At 65.3% G+C, this 19659-nt stretch carries 20 protein-coding genes; 15 read left to right on the forward strand and 5 right to left on the reverse strand.

Going from position 1 to position 19659, the window contains the following annotated elements:
• Positions 1-30: 30 nt before the first annotated feature.
• Positions 31-1725, reverse strand: a complete 1695-nt coding sequence (locus CIHUM_RS01285; protein WP_034997078.1) for a long-chain-fatty-acid--CoA ligase — start codon at positions 1723-1725, stop codon at positions 31-33.
• Positions 1726-1867: 142 nt separating this feature from the next.
• Here CIHUM_RS01285 and CIHUM_RS01290 point away from each other — a divergent pair, with 142 nt between their 5' ends.
• From CIHUM_RS01290 to mshA, 4 genes are all read left to right on the forward strand, one after another.
• Complete coding sequence (locus CIHUM_RS01290) at positions 1868-2854, forward strand: MinD/ParA family ATP-binding protein (RefSeq protein ID WP_126857397.1); 987 nt, start codon at positions 1868-1870, stop codon at positions 2852-2854.
• 165 nt (positions 2855-3019) lie between these two features.
• Positions 3020-3706, forward strand: coding sequence for a hypothetical protein (locus CIHUM_RS01295; protein WP_148363865.1), 687 nt, complete (start codon positions 3020-3022; stop codon positions 3704-3706).
• 71 nt (positions 3707-3777) lie between these two features.
• Entirely contained in the window at positions 3778-4698 is a 921-nt protein-coding gene (locus CIHUM_RS01300; protein ID WP_187370399.1) for a DDE-type integrase/transposase/recombinase, read from the forward strand.
• Positions 4699-4823: 125 nt separating this feature from the next.
• A complete protein-coding gene (gene mshA / locus CIHUM_RS01305) occupies positions 4824-6086 on the forward strand; it encodes a D-inositol-3-phosphate glycosyltransferase (RefSeq protein WP_034997080.1) in 1263 nt (420 codons plus the stop codon).
• On the opposite strand, the gene CIHUM_RS01310 is transcribed toward mshA, so the two are convergent.
• The gene (locus CIHUM_RS01310) at positions 6087-7184 is read right to left on the reverse strand and encodes a chymotrypsin family serine protease (RefSeq protein WP_051106242.1); all 1098 of its coding nucleotides are present in this window, start codon (positions 7182-7184) and stop codon (positions 6087-6089) included.
• A 232-nt stretch (positions 7185-7416) separates the two neighbouring features.
• On the reverse strand, positions 7417-8529 hold the full coding sequence (locus CIHUM_RS01315; RefSeq protein ID WP_051106243.1) for a hypothetical protein: 1113 nt from the start codon (positions 8527-8529) through the stop codon (positions 7417-7419).
• 199 nt (positions 8530-8728) lie between these two features.
• Between CIHUM_RS01315 and CIHUM_RS01320 the strand changes: the two genes are divergently transcribed.
• The 3 genes from CIHUM_RS01320 to CIHUM_RS01330 are packed head-to-tail and all read left to right on the forward strand — an operon-like array spanning position 8729 to position 11360.
• Complete coding sequence (locus CIHUM_RS01320) at positions 8729-9475, forward strand: phosphoglyceromutase (protein WP_034997081.1); 747 nt, start codon at positions 8729-8731, stop codon at positions 9473-9475.
• A 12-nt stretch (positions 9476-9487) separates the two neighbouring features.
• Positions 9488-10669, forward strand: a complete 1182-nt coding sequence (locus CIHUM_RS01325; protein ID WP_034997083.1) for a sensor histidine kinase — start codon at positions 9488-9490, stop codon at positions 10667-10669.
• Between the two features lies 1 nt (position 10670).
• Entirely contained in the window at positions 10671-11360 is a 690-nt protein-coding gene (locus CIHUM_RS01330; protein WP_034997084.1) for a response regulator transcription factor, read from the forward strand.
• 16 nt (positions 11361-11376) lie between these two features.
• On the opposite strand, the gene CIHUM_RS01335 is transcribed toward CIHUM_RS01330, so the two are convergent.
• Positions 11377-12291: a DUF3109 family protein gene (locus tag CIHUM_RS01335; RefSeq protein ID WP_034997086.1), complete on the reverse strand. Its 915-nt coding sequence runs from the start codon at positions 12289-12291 to the stop codon at positions 11377-11379.
• Positions 12292-12324: 33 nt separating this feature from the next.
• Here CIHUM_RS01335 and CIHUM_RS01340 point away from each other — a divergent pair, with 33 nt between their 5' ends.
• The 5 genes from CIHUM_RS01340 (at position 12325) to CIHUM_RS01360 (ending at position 15697) form a co-directional block, all read left to right on the forward strand.
• Positions 12325-13290 (forward strand): Ppx/GppA family phosphatase, encoded by a 966-nt coding sequence (locus CIHUM_RS01340; protein WP_034997823.1) that lies wholly within the window; start codon positions 12325-12327, stop codon positions 13288-13290.
• Entirely contained in the window at positions 13290-14174 is an 885-nt protein-coding gene (locus CIHUM_RS01345; RefSeq protein ID WP_034997088.1) for a hypothetical protein, read from the forward strand. The genes CIHUM_RS01340 and CIHUM_RS01345 overlap by 1 nt, the downstream gene beginning before the upstream one ends.
• Positions 14146-15015 carry a pyrroline-5-carboxylate reductase gene (gene proC / locus CIHUM_RS01350; protein WP_262360348.1) on the forward strand — a complete coding sequence of 290 codons (870 nt, stop codon included), beginning with the start codon at positions 14146-14148 and terminating at the stop codon, positions 15013-15015. The genes CIHUM_RS01345 and proC overlap by 29 nt, the downstream gene beginning before the upstream one ends.
• Before the next feature lie 178 nt (positions 15016-15193).
• A complete protein-coding gene (locus CIHUM_RS01355) occupies positions 15194-15385 on the forward strand; it encodes a helix-turn-helix domain-containing protein (protein ID WP_034997092.1) in 192 nt (63 codons plus the stop codon).
• Between the two features lie 210 nt (positions 15386-15595).
• A complete protein-coding gene (locus CIHUM_RS01360) occupies positions 15596-15697 on the forward strand; it encodes a 30S ribosomal protein bS22 (protein ID WP_003855542.1) in 102 nt (33 codons plus the stop codon).
• A 151-nt stretch (positions 15698-15848) separates the two neighbouring features.
• Here CIHUM_RS01360 and CIHUM_RS01365 read toward each other — a convergent pair whose 3' ends face one another.
• Positions 15849-16856, reverse strand: a complete 1008-nt coding sequence (locus CIHUM_RS01365) for an HAD family hydrolase (protein WP_034997093.1) — start codon at positions 16854-16856, stop codon at positions 15849-15851.
• 84 nt (positions 16857-16940) lie between these two features.
• On the opposite strand from CIHUM_RS01365, the gene CIHUM_RS01370 reads away from it, so the two are divergent.
• The 3 genes from CIHUM_RS01370 to hemC are packed head-to-tail and all read left to right on the forward strand — an operon-like array spanning position 16941 to position 19431.
• Positions 16941-17177, forward strand: a complete 237-nt coding sequence (locus CIHUM_RS01370) for a glutaredoxin family protein (RefSeq protein WP_034997095.1) — start codon at positions 16941-16943, stop codon at positions 17175-17177.
• Between the two features lie 46 nt (positions 17178-17223).
• Positions 17224-18549 (forward strand): glutamyl-tRNA reductase, encoded by a 1326-nt coding sequence (locus CIHUM_RS01375; RefSeq protein WP_074431962.1) that lies wholly within the window; start codon positions 17224-17226, stop codon positions 18547-18549.
• A complete protein-coding gene (hemC, locus tag CIHUM_RS01380) occupies positions 18550-19431 on the forward strand; it encodes a hydroxymethylbilane synthase (RefSeq protein WP_034997098.1) in 882 nt (293 codons plus the stop codon).
• The last annotated feature ends 228 nt before the right edge of the window (positions 19432-19659 follow it).

Genomic DNA, 19659 nt, shown 5'->3' on the forward strand with positions numbered 1-19659 from the left:
CACCACCCTACGCTTTACCGATCCGTGAACCTACGGTTGCGTAAGCAATTGGAGCAGCGTGTCGCGCACCTCCCTCCGCCTGATCTTGCCGGTCTGGTCCCGGTTCAGCTGGTCAAAGTGGTAAAAGTCCCGCGGGACCTTGTAGCGGGTCAGGCGCTGCCGGGCGTAGGCCTTGAGGCCGTCGGGGTCGAGGGCGGAGCCGTCGATAAGCGTGATGCATGCGACGACATCCTCAGAGCCGTCCTCGCGCGGGCGGCCTACGACCGCGATGTCCTCGATGTCCGGGTGGTTGCGCATCACGCCTTCGACCTCGTCGGGGTAGACGTTAAAACCGCCGGTGATGATCATTTCCTTGATGCGCGCAACCAGTTTGATCCAGCCGTCTCTTTCCATCACGGCCATGTCGCCGGTGCGGAACCAGCCATCGTGGAACGCGCGCTCGTTGGCCTCGGGGCTGTTGAGGTAGCCGGAAAAGACCTGCGGGCCGCGCGCGAGCAGCTCGCCGGGCTCGCCGTCGGGCATGGTGCGCGACGGGTCGTGCGGGTCGGCGATGCGGATTTCGGTGTTGGGAAACGGCAGGCCGATGTAGCCGGGGCGCCGCGTGCCGTCGAGGGGGTTGCCAGCCAGGATCGGGGCGGTCTCGGTCAGCCCGTAGCCTTCGATCAGGCGCCCGCCGGTGGCGTTTTCCCAGCGCTCGATGGTTTCCACGGGCAGAGTGGACGCGCCGGAGATGGAGGTGTGGATCGACGACAGGTCCGCCTTGGATTCCACCGCCCACTCGATGATTTTGTCGTAGAGGGTGGGCACACCCGGCAGCACCGTGGGGCGCGTTTTGGTGATCGCCGCCTGGTACAGCTTCGGTTTCGGCGCTGGCACGAGCACCATCTCCGCGCCGATGCTCAGCGGCAGCGCGTAGTTCAGCGCCAGGCCGTAGATGTGGAACATGGGCAGCACGCCGAGGACCTTTTCGCGCACCGCGCCCCAATCCTCCAGCCACTCCATGCCGGCTTTCAGCGCGGACACGATGTTGCCGTGCGTCAGTGGCGCGCCTTTGGGTTTGCCGGATGTGCCGGAGGTGTAGAGGATGAACGCGGTGTCGTCCTGGGTGATCTGCGGAAAGTGCACGGAGCGGGAGCGCTGCCGTATAAATTCGCGCCACGGCATCGCGCCGGGGGCGGGTTGTGTCAGCTCGGCGCGCAGCTTGGTCACCGGCGGGATGGGCAGCGACAGCGCGGCGCGCAGGTGCAGCGGGGTTTCCTCGAGCATGTTCACGGCCACCACGGTTTCAAGCTGGGTGCTTTTGCTTAACGACGCAAACGTGTCCGCCACCCGGTCAAAGACAATTGCTACCCGCGCCCCGTGGTCTTCGAATTGCGGTTGAAGTTCTGCCGCGGTGTAGAGCGGGTTGTGCTCCACCACGGTCGCGCCCAGGCGCAGGATGGCGGTGACGGCGATGACGTGCTGCGGGCAGTTCGGCAGCGCGACAGCCACGCGGTCGCCGCGGCGCACGCCCAGCTGCGTCAGGCCGGCGGCGGCACGAACGACCTGTTCGTTCAGGGCGGCGTAGGTGAGTGTTTTGCCCATGAACCAGGTGGCGGTGCTCTTCGGCTGCATGGCCACCGCCTGGTTGAACCAGCTGACCAGCGAGTCCGTCCCGATGGTGGGGTTGGGGTCGGTCCACTCGGCGTAGTGGTCGATCCAGGCTTTGGTGTCAAAGGCTCCCACGTAGATCCTCCTTGTTGTTAGTTTGACGAAACAAAGTGGCGACAAGTGTAACCTACGTTGCGGTAAGTCTGTTGCGCTGCGCCGTCTGCGGGTTTGCTCTAGGCTGTGGCGCGACACATTCAAGGGGGAATTGGGGGAAACCATGACTACCTATTTCGAGCCGTCCATCGACGCCGACGCTGCCTTTGAGCTCACCCCGCCGGCGGGCCTGGACCAGTCCAACCTCGTGGACCCGGTAAAGGCGCCGCCCAAGCAGGGCTGGCGCAAACTCGTCCACTCCGTCACGCGCGGCCGCATCAACCCGGGCGGCTCCCGGCAGGAGCTGGAGCAGCAGCAGCTTTTCGACGCCATCCGGGCGCCCCTGCGCGGCGACTACCGCATCGCGGTGATGAGCCTGAAAGGCGGGGTGGGCAAAACCACCACCACGGTCGCGCTCGGCGGCGTGTTCGCCCAGACCCGCGGCGACCGCGTCATCGCCATCGACGCCAACCCGGACCTAGGCACCCTGGCCCAGCGCGCCGCCACCGCGCCGCCGGCGACCATCCGCGACCTGCTGCAGGCGCCGGGCACGGAACGCTACCCGCAGGTGCGCTCCTACACTAACCAGGCATCCTCGCGCCTGGAGGTCATCGGCTCTGAGCGCGACCCGGCCGTTAGCGAGGCGTTTTCTGAGGACGACTACCGCTGCGCCATCGACATCCTGCAGCACCACTACAACGTCATCCTCACCGACTGCGGCACGGGACTGATGCACTCCGCGATGGCTGGCGTGCTCGACCTGGCCAACGTGCTGGTGCTGGTTACTTCGCCGGCGCTGGACGGGGCCCAGTCGGCGTCGGCCACCCTGGACTGGCTCAACCTGCACGGCTACGACCAGCTTGCTGCCAACGCCGTGGTGGTCATCTCTGCTGGCGCGCCGGGCAAACCGACCATCGATATCGCCAAGGTCGCCGACCACTTCGCCTCCCGCACCCGCGCGGTGCACACCATCCCGTACGACCGCCATCTCGCCGAAGGGGCCGTCGTGGACCTGGAGCGCATCGCGCCTGCGACGCTGAAGGCCTACCAGCACCTGGCGGCGACGGTTGCCGCGGACTTTGGTTCCTGGCACCGCCACGCCGCCCACTGAGGTGGCGGCTATGCAAGATCGTTCATTCGCCCGTGAATTAGTTTGCTGTGACATTCTGGCGACCTGGGGATAGTGAATTATTCAACCGTCCAGGTGGGAACTAATTCACTGATCGGCTGTGCGGACTTCCTGTGAACCACCGGTTGTCGGGATCGGAGTTCGAGGATGAGTTATCCACCGGAGGTGAGGCAGCGTGCCGTTGAGCTTTCAGAGCAAGGGCTTGCTGCTTCGCAGATTCGTGCGCAGTTGATTCGGGAGGACTGTAGGTCTGTTCCTTCTGCAGCTTCAATTTCGGGATGGGTACGCAACGCCCGTCATGGCAACGGCGTCGATAAGGGTTGGCGTTGCGCCGAGTTGATCGCTGAGGTCGTCCGGGTGAATGTGACAACGTCGGCATCCACCCGCGAGATTGGATGGCGTTTTCGAGTCGCTGCGAGTTCCGTGGCGGCGTGGACGCACAAGTTCGCTCCGGATGCGGGTTCGCGGCGTGGGATGACGCCGCAGGAGATAGAACAGGCGACACTGGCGCGTGTGAAAGAACACCACGAAACCCAAAAACGCAAGCGCAAGCAGACCGAGACACAGCGTCAATCACAACGCACCCCGCGCGATGAGAGTGCGCATTTGCGCAACCATGAGCAGCCAACAACTCCGTTTGATGAGGCAGCGTTGCCGGATGATGTTGAGGCCCTCAAAGACCTGTTGCGTCAAGAGCGGTTTATGCGTCTGGCGGATAAAGCGCTGTTTGAGGCGGTGATGGAATCTGAGGGAAAAGCGCAAACCCGGAGACGCTCGACAGCGTGGTCGTCGCTACGGCTGTCAGACGACTCCGGGACGTCGGATACCAAGTAACACATTGCTGCGCCTACTACGGATTGAACTACAGCACGTACAAGTCGGCATGCCGACGGTTGGATCACCCTTTGGTCGACCGCAAAGCCCAGGCCAAGGCATTGGTTTCGGCTGTTTGTGAGGACAATCGCATGACCTACGGCTACCGCCGCGTGACTGAAGTATGCAAAGCGAACGGTCTTTCACTCGGTGAAAAATCGATTCGCACGATCATGAGCCAGGAACACCTGCAGCCGAAGACAAAACACACAAAGCGCTACAGCTCATATAAGGGTGAAACTGCCCATCGTCCAGCGAATCGATGTCTGGTTGGAGATATCGATACTGTCGTCAAAAATGGCACCCACGTCTCGCAAAGATATCGTTCGCAAGCGGATCGTCGCAGGCAGGCGGGCAGGAAGGATCTGGTGCACGACTTTTACGCCGACGCACCAAACCAAAAACTCGGCACCGACATCACCGAGTTTCAATGCGCTGACGGCAAGGTCTTTTTTAGCCCGCTAATCGACTTCCACGACAACATGCCCATCGCATACACCTGCGCAACACGACCAGCGGCGTTGCTGACCAACACCATGCTTGAAGCGGGGCTCGAGCAACTACAACCGGGGCAACGCCCCGGCTTGCACACCGACCGCGGCTGGCACTACCGCCACGCCGACTGGGTCGATCGACTCACCGACACCAGCCACGACAGGCAACAATGCGAACAATGCACGCAGGAAAAACCCTGCGATAACGCCTGGTTGATGGTGCCGTCCCTATCGCGGCTTGGCAACAGCGGCGACAACGCCCGAGTCGAGGGCTTCTTCGGCACCGTCAAGCGCGAACTTTATGCCAATGGGATTCGACCTGAAAAGCTCACGACCGAGGAGTTTATGGAGTATCTTGACGACTACCTGGACTGGTTCGTCTTTGACAGACTCACCACCGGACCAGACGGGCAATACACAACCCTGGCTAAGCAAAGAAACCTAGCCAAAACCACCTAGCCAACAACACAACGGCAACGAGTGGTTCACAGGAAGTCCGCAGACCCGATCGGCCCCCGGTGAGTGAATTATTCTGCCCCGGCGGAATCTGTCAGGAACCACACAGCCGCGCTAGTCTTGCCCGCATGCGCGTCGCCATGATTTCAATGCACACCTCCCCGCTCGAGCAGCCGGGGACGGGAGACGCGGGCGGCATGAACGTCTACGTCCACAACACCGCCACCCAGCTGGCCCGTCAGGGCACCACGGTGGACGTGTTCACCCGCGCGACCCGCCCCAGCCAGGGCGAGGTGGTGGAGGTGGAGCCCGGCTACCGGGTGGTCAACGTGGTGGCCGGGCCCTACGAGGGGCTGGAGAAGGACGACCTGCCCACCCAGCTCGCTGCGTTTTCCGGCGGGGTGGTGCAGTTCGTCCGCGCGAACAACCTGGACTACGACCTCATCCATTCCCACTACTGGCTGTCCGGCCAGGTGGGGTGGCTCTTGGCGGACCTGGCCGGCATCCCGCTGGTGCACACCGGGCATACCTGGGCGGCGGTGAAAAACGCCTACGCCACAGACGCTTCAGAGTCGGAGGCGCGCCGCATCTGCGAGCAGCAGTTGGTGGACAACGCCGGGGTTCTGGTAGTCAACACCGAGGACGAGACCAATGAGTTGGCGCGCTTCTACGACGTGGATCCGGGGAAGATTTCCGTGGTCAGCCCCGGCGCGGACACAGAGTTGTACACCCCCGGCACGAACCGCAACACGGAGCTTGCGCGGCGCCACCTGGGTATTCCGCTGCATGCGAAGGTGGTGGCGTTTGTGGGGCGGCTGCAGGATTTCAAGGGCCCGCAGGTGCTGATTCGGGCGATGGGGGAGGTGGTGCGCCGCGGCCGCGTGGATGGCCCGTTGCGTGTGATCATCTGCGGCGGCGCGAGCGGTGCGGGGTCGTCGGTGGAACGCTACCGCGAGCTCGCGGCGTCGGAAGGCATTGGCGGCTGCACCCGTTTCCTCGGGCCGCGGCCGCCGGAGGAGCTGGTGAGCATTTACCAGGCCGCGGATATTGTTGCGGTGCCCAGCTACAACGAGAGTTTCGGGCTCGTGGCGGTGGAGGCGCAGGCGACGGGCACCCCGGTTGTCGCGGCGCGCGTCGGCGGCCTGCCACTCGCGGTCGCGGACGGTGAGACTGGCTTGCTAGTCAACGGCCACGGCCACGAGGACTGGGCGCGGGCCTTAGAGCAATTGCTTATCGACGATCCCACGCGCATCCACATGGGCGAACAAGCCGTCGCCCACGCAAAAGCGTTTAGCTGGTCCGCCTCGGCGGAGAAACTGCTCGGTGTCTACGCCGACACCCTAAACGGCTACGTCCCGGGCGAAGCCACCCGGGACGCCGGCGGAATGTAGCTAGAGGCGCTTGGCGATCTCCTCGCCGAGGGAGGCGCCGCCCCAGTAGCCGATGCGGTCGGAGTGGTGGTTGATGGCGCGGTTGACCTCTGCCGGGTCGAACTGGCCCTGCGAAGCCTTCTGCGCCAGACCGGCGGCCTCTTGCTTGGCGTTGTCGACGGCTTTGCGCAGCTCCTCGCGAGGCGCTGGCGGCTTGAGGTTGGAGTTGAGGCGCTCGATCTCGGCGGAGACGCGTTCCTCCTCTTCGCCGGAGGTGGTGAAGTTCTCGCGCGGCGCGGTGGAGTCGGTGGGGGTGAACGCTTCGTTGACCTTGCCGTCGGGGATGCCGTAGGCGTCCTCGATAATGCGGTCCACCGGCTGCGCCTTGCCGAGTGGCCCGAGCGTCATGGAGGACACACCGACGGCGGCGCCGTCGCGCGGGTCGTAGTTCACGCCGCCGGAGTCGCCCTGCACGTAGTTCAGCCCCCAGCTGTAGATGCCGTTTCTGGTGCGGCCGATCTGCTTGGCGCAGGTGCGGCCCGTGGTGGCGCCGTCCTTGCATATGGGCTGGCCAAAGTTGTCGACCGACACCTCGCCCGGGGCGAGCGTGCGGAAGTCGCGCACACGGGTGATCTTCACAGGTTCGCCCTGCACACCGCCGTTGAAGTCGCGGGAGTGGGACAGGCCGGTTTCGGTCACGCCGTCGTCGATGCGCACCACGCCCCAGTCGGCAGTGCGGATGGACTGCATCGGGTCGCCCAGGTTCATGGCTTCCGGGGTGACGTGGTTGGACGCCACGCGCTCGCCGAAGCGCTTGTACTCGGTGCCCACGGGGGCGTAGAACTCGTTTTTCACCTCTGGGAAGCCGGGCATGGTGTTCACGCAGTGGGAGGCCGTGAGCATCACGCGCTGCGGCTCTTTGCCAGGCAGGTGCAGGGTGCCGTTGGGGCCCTGGGAACAGGTGCCCACCCAGCCGTCGCGCGGCATGGTCAGCTTCTGGCCGGTAGGCAGGTCGATCGTCTTCGGCGGGTCCTGCGGGAACACACGCATCGGCGCGCCGGGTGCCACGAGGGCGGGCGCGGCTTCCGCCGGCGCGGGGAGGACCTGAAGTGCGAGCATGCTGGCTGCTGCAAGTGCTGTTGCTGGTGTTCGAAGACTCAATCGCATGAGAATTACCTTAACGCGAACCCGCCCCAAAGGGCGATGTCGTTGCCATGCTTATCGACGAGCCGCTGGACCTTTGAGCTCTCACGTGGCCTGGTCGATGCGCTCGCTTTCCGCGCCGGTGGTGGTGAATTCCGCACGCGGGGCGAAGCGTGCGGTAGTCGCGGATGCCGGTCAGCAGTGTGTTTTAGCGCAGGAACGCGTCGACGGCGCCACGCACATCGCCCGCGTGCTGCTGCGCCGCCGCGCCCGCGCGACCGGCGAGGTCCTGTGCTGCTGCGACCGGATCGGCGGCCTGGGGGAGCTGCGCGGCCTCCGCGCTGAAACGCGCCGCGTCCGCCTGCGCGCCTATGACGGCGCGGTCGAGCAACTCGCGTGGCTGGGGGCCGTCGACAAGCTGGGGTGCCTGAGGGGAGGACTGCGCAACTTCCTCGTACAACGGCGCGAAGTCGGCGCGCTGCGCGTCGGCTGCCGGGGTGAACGCCTCGTTGACTTGGCCGTCGGGGATGCCGTAGGCGTCCTCAATTGCTCTGTCGACCTGCTGCGAATTCCCCAGCGGCCCGAAGCCGATGATGCTCAACCCCACAGCCTCGCCGGTGCGCGGGTCGTAGTTGATGCCGCCCGAATCGCCCGATTCGTAGCCCACGCCGAAGTGCCACACAAAGTTCTGGGTGCGAAACATCTGCACGCCGCAGGAGCGGCCGGTGCGCATGCCGTCCTTGCAAATGGGTTGGCCGGCATTGTCGAAGCTGATCAGCTCGTCTCCGCGCAGGTTGCGGTAGTCCTTCACCCCTGTGATCGCCACCGGCGCGGACGGGCCGCGACCCTTCTGATCCACTGACGACGACACGCCCGACGCTTCCACACCGGGCGCGAGGCGCACCGTCGCCCAGTCGGGCTCGTCGATGATGCGGTAGAAGTCCATCAACTCCCCGTTGCCGAGTTCAAACGGGGTGCGCTGCTGATCCACGTCACCCACCCGCGGGTACCCCACCTTCCCGTGTTCGCGCACCGGCGCGAACACGACAGGGCGGACAGTTTTGCCCTTGACCTCGAAACAGTGCGCCGCGGTGACCATGACCTGCTTCGTTTGCCCGTCCGGGGTGCGGACGGTGCCAGCCGGGCCCTGGCTGCATCGCGCGCTGTGGGCGAAGGAGTCGGAGCCGTCGTTGAGCATGGCGATCGGTGCGCCGGGGGCGGCGAGTGCGGGGGCTGCTGCGGCGGCGCTTGGGGCGCCGAGGGTGGCGCAGGCAGCTGCGAGGGCTGCTGTGAGGGTGGCTGCGAGGCGTGATTTCAACATGTCTTCAAACTCTAAACCCCTGCCCGTCCTCTCCCCGGCACACCCTTCCGGTTGCGGATCCAGCTAATCGGCTCCTGGGGACGAAAAACGAGGTCCAACTAGCTGGATCTAGCGACCGGGCGGCGGCGAGGCAGCGGAGATTCCGCAACCGCCCGGCAAACCGCCGACAGTTGTCCCCATCCGTGGCATGCTTGGAGGTATGGGTAACGGAAAGCTGATTCTCGTTCGCCACGGGCAGAGCGAGTGGAACAAATCGAACCAGTTCACCGGCTGGGTGGACGTGGACCTCACCGAGCAGGGCGAGGCCGAGGCTGTGAACGCCGGCACGCTCATGGTTGAAAAAGGTGTCCTCCCGGACATCCTGTTCACCTCGCTGCTGCGCCGCGCGATCCGCACCGCGAACATCACGCTGAACGCGGCGGACCGCCACTGGATCCCGGTGGAGCGCAACTGGCGTCTCAACGAGCGTCACTACGGCAAACTGCAGGGCCTGAACAAGGCGGAGATCCGCGACGAGTTCGGCGAGGAGCAGTTCATGGAGTGGCGCCGCTCCTACGACACCCCGCCGCCGGAAATCGACACGGACAACGAGTACGCGCAGACCAATGATCCGCGCTACGCATTCCTGCCGGAGGTGCCGCGCACCGAGTGCCTGAAGGACGTGGTGGAGCGCTTCCTGCCGTACTACATCGACGTCATTGCGCCGCACGCCATGGCCGGTAAGAACGTCATGGTCGCAGCGCACGGCAACTCGTTGCGCGCGCTGGTGAAGTACCTGGACAACATCTCGGACGAGGACATCGCGGGGTTGAACATCCCGACCGGCATGCCGCTGGTTTACGAGATTGACGAAAACGGCAAGGTGCTCAACCCCGGCGGCACCTACCTGGACCCGGAGGCCGCCGAGGCCGGCGCCGCTGCTGTGGCGAACCAGGGGCAGAAGTAGCACACTGTCCCCGTGACGCCGATTCTCGCTTTTCTCATCGGTGCCGCGCTGACCGTGCCCGCTGTGCTGCTCAGCCAGTGGGTGCTTCGCTGGCGCGCCCGGAACCGGGCTGACGATGGCGTGCAGGACGATACTGTCGCCGCGGTCAGCCAGGTGCTGCACCTGGTCACCCAGGGCTCGCCCACCGGCATCGCGGTGATCAACCGCAGCGGCAACGTGATGCTGTCCAACGCGCGGGCCCACGACATGTCCATCGTGCATGACGGCAGCGTCAACCCCCGCGTGCTGGAGGTGGCCAAGGCGGTGCTTGAGCAGCAGGAAGAGCATGTCCTCGACCTGGATCTGCCGCAGCGCACCACCGGCAGCCGCATCCGGAACGTGCGCGCGCTGGTCGCGCCGCTGACGTTGACGGACAACTCGTACGCCATTGTGTACGGCTCGGACGAGTCTGAAAACGTGCGCATGGAAAACGCGCGCCGCGACTTCGTGGCCAACGTCTCCCACGAGCTGAAAACCCCGGTGGGCGGTATGGCGCTTCTCGCGGAAGCGCTGCTGCAGGACCCCACGGACCCGGAGATGGTGGAATACTTCGGCAACAAACTGCAGAAGGAAGCTCACCGCATGGGGGAGATGATCACGGATCTGATTTCCCTGTCCAAGCTCCAGGGCGCGGAGGCATTGCCGGACATGGCACCGGTGCGTGTGGACGACATCGTGGACGACGCGGTGGCGCGCAACCTGGTCGCCGCCGAGAACCACGGCATTGAGCTCAACCGCGGCCAGCGCCTGGGGCTGCGGGTGATGGGGGAGCGCGCCATGCTTACCGTGGCGGTGTCTAACCTGATCACCAACGCGATCAACTATTCGCCGAGCGGGCAGCCGGTGAGTGTGACGCAGAGGCTGGTGCGCGACAACGTGGTGTTGATCAGAGTCACGGACCGGGGCATCGGTATTGCGCCGGAGGATCAGAAGCGCGTGTTTGAGCGGTTCTACAGGGTGGACAAGGCGCGCTCGCGCTCCACGGGCGGCACGGGGCTCGGGTTAGCCATCGTGAAGCATGTGGTGGCCAACCATGGCGGTACCATTAGATTGTGGTCGAGACCTGGGACAGGCTCAACGTTCACTATCGAGCTGCCCCTGTACGACCCTGAGGCCGCTGGCGGAACAGGAACAGGAACAGAAAAGGAAGAGTGAAGTGACAACCATTCTTATCGTTGAAGACGAGGAATCGCTGTCGGATCCTTTGGCCTACCTGCTGCGCAAGGAAGGCTTCGAGGCCGTCGTGGCCGCCGACGGGCAGGAGGGGCTAGACCTGTTCGCCTCCCAGGACATCGATTTGGTGTTGCTGGATCTGATGCTGCCGGGCATGAGCGGCACTGACGTGTGCAAGAAGCTGCGTGCGGAGTCGTCTGTGCCGATCATCATGGTCACCGCCCGCGACAGCGAGATCGACAAGGTTGTCGGCTTGGAACTGGGCGCGGACGATTACGTGACTAAGCCGTACTCCACGCGCGAGCTTGTCGCCCGCATTCGTGCGGTGCTGCGCCGCGGGCCGGAGACTGAGGTGGTGGAGGAGGTCGACGACCAGCTGCTGCAGGGCGGCCGCGTGACCATGGACGTGGAGCGCCACACGGTGGTTGTGGACGGCCAGCCGGTGCCCATGCCGCTCAAAGAGTTCGATCTTCTGGAGTACCTGCTGCGCAACGCGGGTCGTGTGCTCACTCGTGGCCAGCTGATCGACCGTATCTGGGGCGCGGATTACGTCGGCGACACCAAAACCCTGGACGTGCACGTCAAGCGCCTGCGCACCAAGATTGAGGCGGAGCCGTCACGCCCCACCCAACTCGTCACCGTCCGCGGCCTCGGCTACAAGTTCGAGGCGTAAGCGCGTAAACGCGCGGTTATGAGTGCGCGGCTTGGGTTGCGGGGTGGGTGGCCCGGAGGTCGTCGCTAAGCTGGGCGCGCTTTTCGCAATGCTTCGCGACGACACCGTACGGCTTTTCCCCGATCAGTGCGATGAGCTCGTCTTTCATGGACTGCCAGATTGGCGTGCCGCCGGTGTGGCAGTTGGGCGCGGAGGTGCACCACCAGTCGAAGTCCTCTCCGCCGCCGCCCCACTGACGGCGGTGGTACTCGCCGATGGTGGTGCGCAGAATTTCTTGGCCGTCTGAGCGCTCCTCCCACGCGTCCTCGCGGGAAAACGGCACCTGCCAGCACACCTCCGGTTTCGTGCCCACGATGTTGCGTCCTTCCGCCATGGCGAACTGGTGGAACGCGCAGCCTGCGCCGGTGGGGTGGCCGGGGCGGTTGGCGAAGATGCAGGCGCCGTCGACGATCTTGGTCTTGATGTGGGGGCCGGCCTCCTCGTCGTCGGGGTCGGGCTCGGTGTCGAGCGCGTCTTCGTCTTCATCCCACTCCAGCCACGGCTCGAGCCAGGTCGGGTCGTTGGCGGCGAAGTAGGCGTCCGTCTCAGCGGGGCGCAGCTGCCAGTACTTCGCCGGCATCTCCTTGACGGCGTTGTAGACGGTGTCGCGGTCTTCCTCGTCCGCGATGTAGGCGCCGTGGATGCAGCAGCCGACAGCCGGGTTGGATTCGTCGATGCCGTGGCACTCGGGAGTGCCGAAGCGGCAGGACCAGGTCGCTTCCGCCCAGGTCAGGTCGATGGAGAAGATGTGGTTCGGATCATCCGGGTGGACGAATTCGAACCACTCGCGGGGGAAATCGGGGCGGGTTTCGCGGCCTGCCAGGATGGAGCGGCCGGCCGGCGAGTCCGCGGGGAAGCCGAGAAAAACGGGTTTCGGGGCTGGTTGATTCACACCTGGACACGGTAGACCCGTTACCCTGGGGTGGTGCGATTAGGTGTATTAGATGTCGGCAGCAACACGATCCATCTCGTGGCGGTCGACGCGTACAGCGGTAGCCGCCCGACGCCGATGAGCGATTGGAAGCAGCCGCTGCGTCTCGTTGAGCTGCTGGATAAAAAGGGCAATATTGAGGACAAGGGCATAGCCAAGCTTGTCGACGCTGTCCAGGAGGCATCCGACCTCGCGGACAACCTCAAGTGCGAGGAGCTCGTGGCATTCGCCACCTCGGCGGTGCGTTCGGCCACCAACTCCCAGGACGTGCTCAAGCGCGTGGAGAAGAAGACCGGCGTGAAGCTGAACATCCTCTCTGGAGAAGAGGAGGCGCGCCTGACGTTTCTGGCGGCGCGTCGCTGGCACGGCTGGTCCGCCGGCCGCATCACTAACTTCGACATCGGCGGCGGCTCGCTGGAGATCTCCACGGGCACCGAAGAGGTACCGGATCTGGCCGTGTCTCTGAACCTGGGCGCGGGGCGCTTGACCCACGAGTGGTTCGACACCGACCCGCCGGAGCGCAAAAAGATCAACATGCTGCGCGACTACATCGACGCCGAGCTCGCCGGGCCTGCCGAGCAGTTCAAGGCGATGGGAGAGGCTGGTTTGGCCGTGGGTACGTCTAAGACGTTCCGCTCCCTGGCCCGCCTCACCGGCGCCGCGCCGTCGTCCGCCGGCCCGTTCGTGCAGCGCACGCTCACCGCGCCGGGTCTGCGCCAACTCATCGCGTTCATTTCCCGCATGACGGCTGCGGACCGCGCGGAGCTTGAGGGCATCAATTCGGACCGCTCCCACCAGATTGTCGCTGGTGCGCTGGTGGCGGAAGCTGCGATGCGTGCGTTGAATGTTGATAAGTTAGAGATCTGCCCGTGGGCGTTGCGCGAGGGCGTGATTCTTAAGCGCATCGACAAGGGGTCTTTGGACGCTGAGCAGGAAGCTAATAAAGGAGACGACAACTAATGGCCGACAAACAGCTCACTGTTGCCGAGCTCCTCGCGCGCGCCGAAAAGGAAAACCCGTCCGGCTCGCGCCGCCCGCGTCGCCGCCGCAGCCTCGAGGACGGCGGCGTCTCCGTCGCCGAACTGACCGACTCGTTCAAGAAGGTCGACGCGAAGCCGGCTGAGGTGAAGCACTCCAGCGTGCCTATCGACGCACCTTCGGATACCCCCAAAAAGACCCCCACCCAGGCGCCGAAGCCGGAGCCGAAGCCGGCCCCCGCACCGGCCGAGCCGAAGCCCGCACCAAAGCCGGCGGACAAGCCTGCCCAGGCCGAGTCCGTGAAACTGCGCCCTGCAGCGAAGCCAGCCGAGAAACCGGCAGCGAAACCGGCAGCACAGGTACCGAAGCCGGCGCCCGCGGGATCCTCGGTCACGAAGATCCAGCCGGCCACCGACGACACGACCGTGCTACGCAAGGTCGAGGGCACGGCTGAAGGAAAGGCCGAGGGCACGGCGGAGCCCGTCGACAAGCAAAAGTTCTCGCAGCCGGACGACACCGGCGAGATCCGCACGGTAGATACGCCGGAGCCGCAGCAGCGAGCAGACGTAGAACCCCTCGACGCTCCTGAGTACGACTCCGACTACGAGGTCGAAGAGGCAGCGGTCAACCCGATCCTGCTGGTCCTGCTGGTGTTCTTCGGCGTGTTACTGGGTGTGTTGGGCTTCCTGGCATTCAAGTGGCTGTGGGCCAACACGATGGCGATTGTGGCGGTGCTCGTCGGCGTCGGTGTGGTTGCCGCGGTGGTCGCCGCCGTCGGCGCCATGGCTAGCGGCCGCGACAAGGTCACCATGATCATCGCTGGCCTGGCCGCCGCGGTTGTGGCCTTCGGCCCGGCACTGCTGTAAAAACCTCCAAACGACCTTTTCCAGGAGCGACATGGAACGCATCGCCGTAATTGGGGCAGGCAATATCGGCGAGGCCTTCATCTCGGGTCTCGTTGCTAATGGGGTGGAGCCGGGCTCCATCACAGCGACAAACAGGTCCTCGTCGCGCAGTACCGAGCTGGCCGAGCGCTACGGTGTGCGCACCACCTCCAACAACCGCGAGGCCGTCCGCGACGCAGACTTGGCGCTGCTGTGCGTCAAGCCCGCGCAGATCTTGGACGTCATCGCGGAGGTGGGCGAGGAGCTGACAGACTCGGGCTCGTCTACTGTGCTGGTCTCTATGGCAGCGGGCGTGACTATCGCCGCGATGGAAGACGCCGTGTCCGCCGCCGGCACCCCGATTGTGCGTGTGATGCCGAACACGCCGATGCTGGTGGGCAAAGGCGTCCTCGCTGCCGCTTGCGGGCGGTTTGTCGGCGAGGAACAACGCGATGCTGTGGTGGAGCTGTTGTCCGCCGCGGGCCAGGTTGTCCAGGTCGCCGAATCTCAAATAGACGCCGTGACCGCCATCTCCGGATCGGGCCCGGCGTACTTCTTCCTCGTGGCCGAGGCACTGGTGGATGCAGGTGTGTCCCTTGGCCTGCCGCGCGACCTGGCCGAGCAGCTGGCCTGTGCCACCGCCGCCGGCGCTGGCGCGATGCTCGAGGGCGAGGACAGCCCCGTGCAGCTGCGGGCGAACGTCTCCTCACCGGCCGGTACCACCGTGCGCGCGATCCGCGAGCTGGAGGAGTCCGGCCTGCGTGGCGCGTTCTACCGCGCCACTGAGATCTGCGCGGAGCGTTCCGCCGAGCTGGGCAAGTAGCCCAAATCCCACCATTCACACCCGTTTCTGTGGGTTCACTGCCTGCACTTTGAAAATTTTCTTCCACTTAAGTCGCACTCGACGCTGGTTTCACGTTAGGGTGGTTCAAGCACGTGCGTGTTCGTCCTGCGGGAGGGGAAGCCTGCAGCGCGTTTGCGTGCCGAGAGGTATGAATTAAGTGGTTAACGAAGATAAAGGAAAGTTCCTGACGGTCGCCGAGGTCGCGGAGATCATGCGCGTATCCAAGATGACCGTTTACCGCCTCGTCCACTCCGGCGAGCTGCCCGCCGTCCGTGTGGGCCGCTCCTTCCGCGTGAACGAGACGGCAGTCAGCGAGTACCTGGAGTCCTCCGTCTACGACGTGGGATAGTCCAAGGTCTCGTTTACTGGGCCTCGAGAAGACACCCGCCGCACCGGTTTTCACGGTGCGGCGGGTGTTTTGGCACTGAAAAGGCCTGCCGGTATGCTTTGAACGATCAGGTCGGCCACCCCCCTGTGGGAGTGTGCACCTCCCGCGAGCCGCGGAAGCGGTTGCGCCGGCCGCGTACGTACGCACTTTGAACAGAAAAGAGGTAGCCCAATGGGTTCAGTGATTAAGAAGCGCCGCAAGCGCATGTCCAAGAAGAAGCACCGCAAGATGCTCCGCCGCACTCGCGTGCAGCGTCGTAAGCTCGGCAAGTAAGCCGTGAGCTTTACCCGCCCCATCGAGGGCGGGTTTTTCATTTCCGCGGGAGGATGCTTACCCCCAGATGCTTACTTCTCGACGAACCACCGGCCCCTCCCCGCAACAGTCCCCGGAAATAAGCATCCTGGGGTAAGCATCTAGCGTCGCGCTACCGGCGCCGGCGCCACCACCACAGGCCCGCGGCAGCCAGCACGGCCGGGACCACGCCGGCGCGCATTACCCGGCGCACGGAGCGGTAGTCGCGCACCGCCCAGCCCTGGGCCTTGGCGTGCTTGCGCAGCGCCCGGTCCGGGTTGACCGCCACGGGGGAGCCGACCATGTTCAGCATGGGTAGGTCGTTGACGCTGTCGGAATAGGCGGTGCACTTGGACAGGTCCAGCTGCTGCAGCGCAGCCAGGGCAGCCACGGCGTGTTTCTTGCCGGGGCCGTGCAGGATGTCGCCGACCAGGCGGCCGGTGAACTTGCCGTCTTCCTCCTCCGCCACGGTGCCCAGCGCCCCGGTGAAGCCGAGCGTTTCGGCCAGTGCCTGGCCGATCTGCACCGGGGTGGCGGAGACTAACCACACCTGCTGGCCGGCGGCGAGGTGCATGGAGGCCAGCTCGATGGTGTCGGCGTATGACTTTTGCAGCATCCGGTTGTCCACAATCTCCCGGCATGCCTGCTTGAGCTCCTCGACGCTTTTGCCCTTCACAATAGCCAGGGCTTGCTCGCGGCCCTCGGCGATGTCGTCGGCGTTCTCGGAGCCGGAGACGCGGTAGCGGATCTGCTTGCGCAGGGCAGGAGCCAGCTCGGACAGGGTGATGAAGCGCTTCTTAAACAGCCCCTGGGCGAGCAGAATCAGCGAGGAGCCCTGAATGAGCGTGTTGTCCACGTCGAAAAACGCGGCCGCTTCAGTGTCCTGGGGGACTTCCGGGTCGGGCGGGGTGATCTTTTGACGGCCGGCGGTTTCGAAGGCGCCGCCGACGGAGTCCACGCCGAGCGCGAAGTCGTCGATGTTGATGCCGAAGGTCTCTTCCACCGCAGCGGCTGCGGCGGCGCGACCGGCGGTGCGCTGCGCGTCGTCGTCGAGCGGCGGCATGACGCGCTCTTCGAGGAAACGGCGCAGGTTGCCCTGGGACTGGGACCACTGCGCGAGGAATTCGCGCTGATCAGACATGAAACTTCGGGCCCTTTCGGGTGGGGGTGTTAGCGTGTGCAATCGTACAACGCCCTGGCAACAGCACTCACAGGAGGAGCGGGGATGAAAAAGGTGGAGCTGATGGTGCGGTCCACGTGCGGTTCGTGCGAGCGGGTGGCCGGCCAGATCGCCCCTGTGGTGGCAAAGCACGGCGTTCAGCTCGCGCTGGTGGACGTGGACAATGACCCGGAGCTGGCCGCGGAATACGGTGACCGGGTGCCGGTTGTGGTCATCGACGGCGATGAGTTCGCCTGCTGGGAAGTTGACAACGACGACCTCGAAGCGGCGCTGTCCAACTAAAGGTCTATCCTTTAGTGTGATTTTCAACCGGACTGGAGGGTTTCGCGTGAGTGTTCTGCTTGTGGGGATGTCGCACAGGTCCGCGCCTGTGGCCCTGCTGGAGCGGCTCAGCATGGACACGGCGGTTCAGAATGGGGCGGTGGGCGCGCTGGTGAAGCAGCCGTCTCTGTCTGAGGCGATGATCATCTCCACGTGCAACCGCTTGGAGGTCTACACCGTCACCAACGCATTCCACGCCGGAGTGGAGGACGTGCTGCGCGTGCTTGCAGACGTCTCCGGGGTAGACACCGCCGAGCTGCGCCGCTACCTGTACGTGCGCTACTCGGACGCGGCGGCGGAGCACATTTTCACCGTGGCATCCGGCCTGGATTCGATGGTGGTGGGCGAACAACAGATCATCGGCCAGGTGCGTTCCGCCTACGTCGACGCCGTGGAGCGGGGCACCGTGGGCCCGAATCTGCACTCGCTGGCCCAGGCGGCGCTGCACACCGGCAAGCGCGTCCACACCGAAACGGGCATCGACGACTCGGGCGCGTCCATGGTCACCGTCGCGCTCGAGGAGGCGATGGAGCTCATGCGTATCGACGACCTCCGGGGCAAAACCGCACTCGTCCTAGGCGCCGGCGCGATGAGCTCGCTCGCCGCCACGCACCTGGGCAAAAACGGCATTGACAAGCTGGTGCTGGCGAACCGCACCCGCGACCGCGCGGAGCGCCTCGCCGAGCACTCCCGCGAGGCCGGCGTGCCCGCCGAAGTCGTGGACTTCGCCGACCGCGCTTCGGTGCTGGACCACGTGGACCTGGTGGTCTCCGCCACCGCCTCCGACGAGTTCACCATCTCCCCGGCCGACATCCCGGGCCCGCTGGTGCTCGCGGACCTGTCGCTGCCGCGCGACATCGACGACGCCGTCGCAGACATCGAAGGCGTGCACCTGGTCAACATCGAGTCACTCCACGAGAAGATGCGCGGTAGCGACACCGCGGATTCCCGCTCGCTGCGCCGCGCCGAAGCGATCGTGGCCGACGAGGTGGACACGTTCGGCTCGGAACAGCGCGTGCGTGAGGTGGCCCCGGCGGTGACGCGCCTGCGCCGCAACGCCGCGGAGATTTCCGGCCAAGAGCTGCAGCGGCTGAGAACCCGTCTGCCGGAGATGTCCGAGGACGACTTTGATCAGGTCAGCCGCATGGTCAAGCGTGTCGTCGATAAGCTTTTGCACGCGCCGACAGTGAAGATCAAAGAGCTGGCGGCGACGGCGGAGACGGTGAGCGTGGAAGAGGCGGTCACCGAATTGTTCGGGCTGGAAAGCCCCTCCGTGGCGGTGGACGCGCAGAAGCTGCCGCTGCCCGAGGAACTGCACGGCAAGGAGAAGTAGATGTTCAAAATTGGCACACGCGGATCCCACCTGGCCACCACCCAGACCGGGCACGTCCGCGACGCGCTGGGCGAGCACGGCCACGCGGCTGAACTGCAGATCGTGACCACCCCGGGCGACCTGTCTCAAGCACCCGTGGAGCGCATCGGCGTCGGCGTGTTCACCTCCGCGCTGCGCGACGCACTCTTTCACGGCGAGGTGGACATCGCCGTCCACTCGTTCAAGGACCTGCCCACCGCCGACGAGCCGCGCGCCCACATGATTGTCCCCACCCGCGAGGACAGTCGCGAAGCGCTCATCGCCCGCGACGGACTGACCCTGGCTGAGCTGCCCGAAGGCGCGCGCGTGGGCACCTCCGCGCCGCGCCGCGTCTCCCAGCTCAAGGCGACGCGCCCTGACCTGGACATCCGCCCGCTGCGCGGCAACATCGAGCGCCGTATGTCGTATGTGGAAGACGGCGAGCTGGACGGGATCATCCTGGCCTACGCAGGCCTCGTGCGCGGCGGCTACGGCGACCGCGCCACCGAGGTCTTCGCACCCGAGGTGTTCATGCCGGCTCCCGCCCAGGGGGCGCTGGCCGTGGAGTGCCGCTCCGACGATGCTGTGGTGCGCGAAGCAATTGACAAGCTTGTCGACGCCTCCGCCACCGCCGAATCCACCGCCGAGCGCGCCGTGCTGGCCCGTTTGGAAGCGGGCTGCACCGCGCCGGTCGCAGCCTCGGCCGTGTTCGACGGCGCGGGCGTGACCCTGCGCGCGGGCGTGTTCGCCCTGGACGGCTCCCGCCAGCTGGTGGAGGAAGCGCAGGGGGCAGACCCGGCCGAGCTGGGCCGCAAGGTCGCCGAGGCGCTGCTGGAGCGCGGCGCCGCCGACCTGATCGAGTAGCGCTGGGCCGCGCTTTCATCGTTTCGCCTGTCTCTACCTGCGGATCTGCTAGTTCGTGCTTGATGGGTGTCCGGGGGAACTAGCAGATCCGGTGGAGTGGGTGTGCATCGGTGGCCGGGGCGGCGGGGAAGCGCCAAGAAGCGCTGGAATGTAGCGCTGGTTTTGTTCTTGGGCTGAAGCATTTTATGGTGGAGATACCATACGTTCGATACCCTCCGCGCAATCGGG

The organism is Corynebacterium ihumii (genome assembly GCF_028609825.1).
In the GTDB taxonomy this organism is placed as follows: Bacteria; Actinomycetota; Actinomycetes; order Mycobacteriales; family Mycobacteriaceae; genus Corynebacterium; species Corynebacterium afermentans.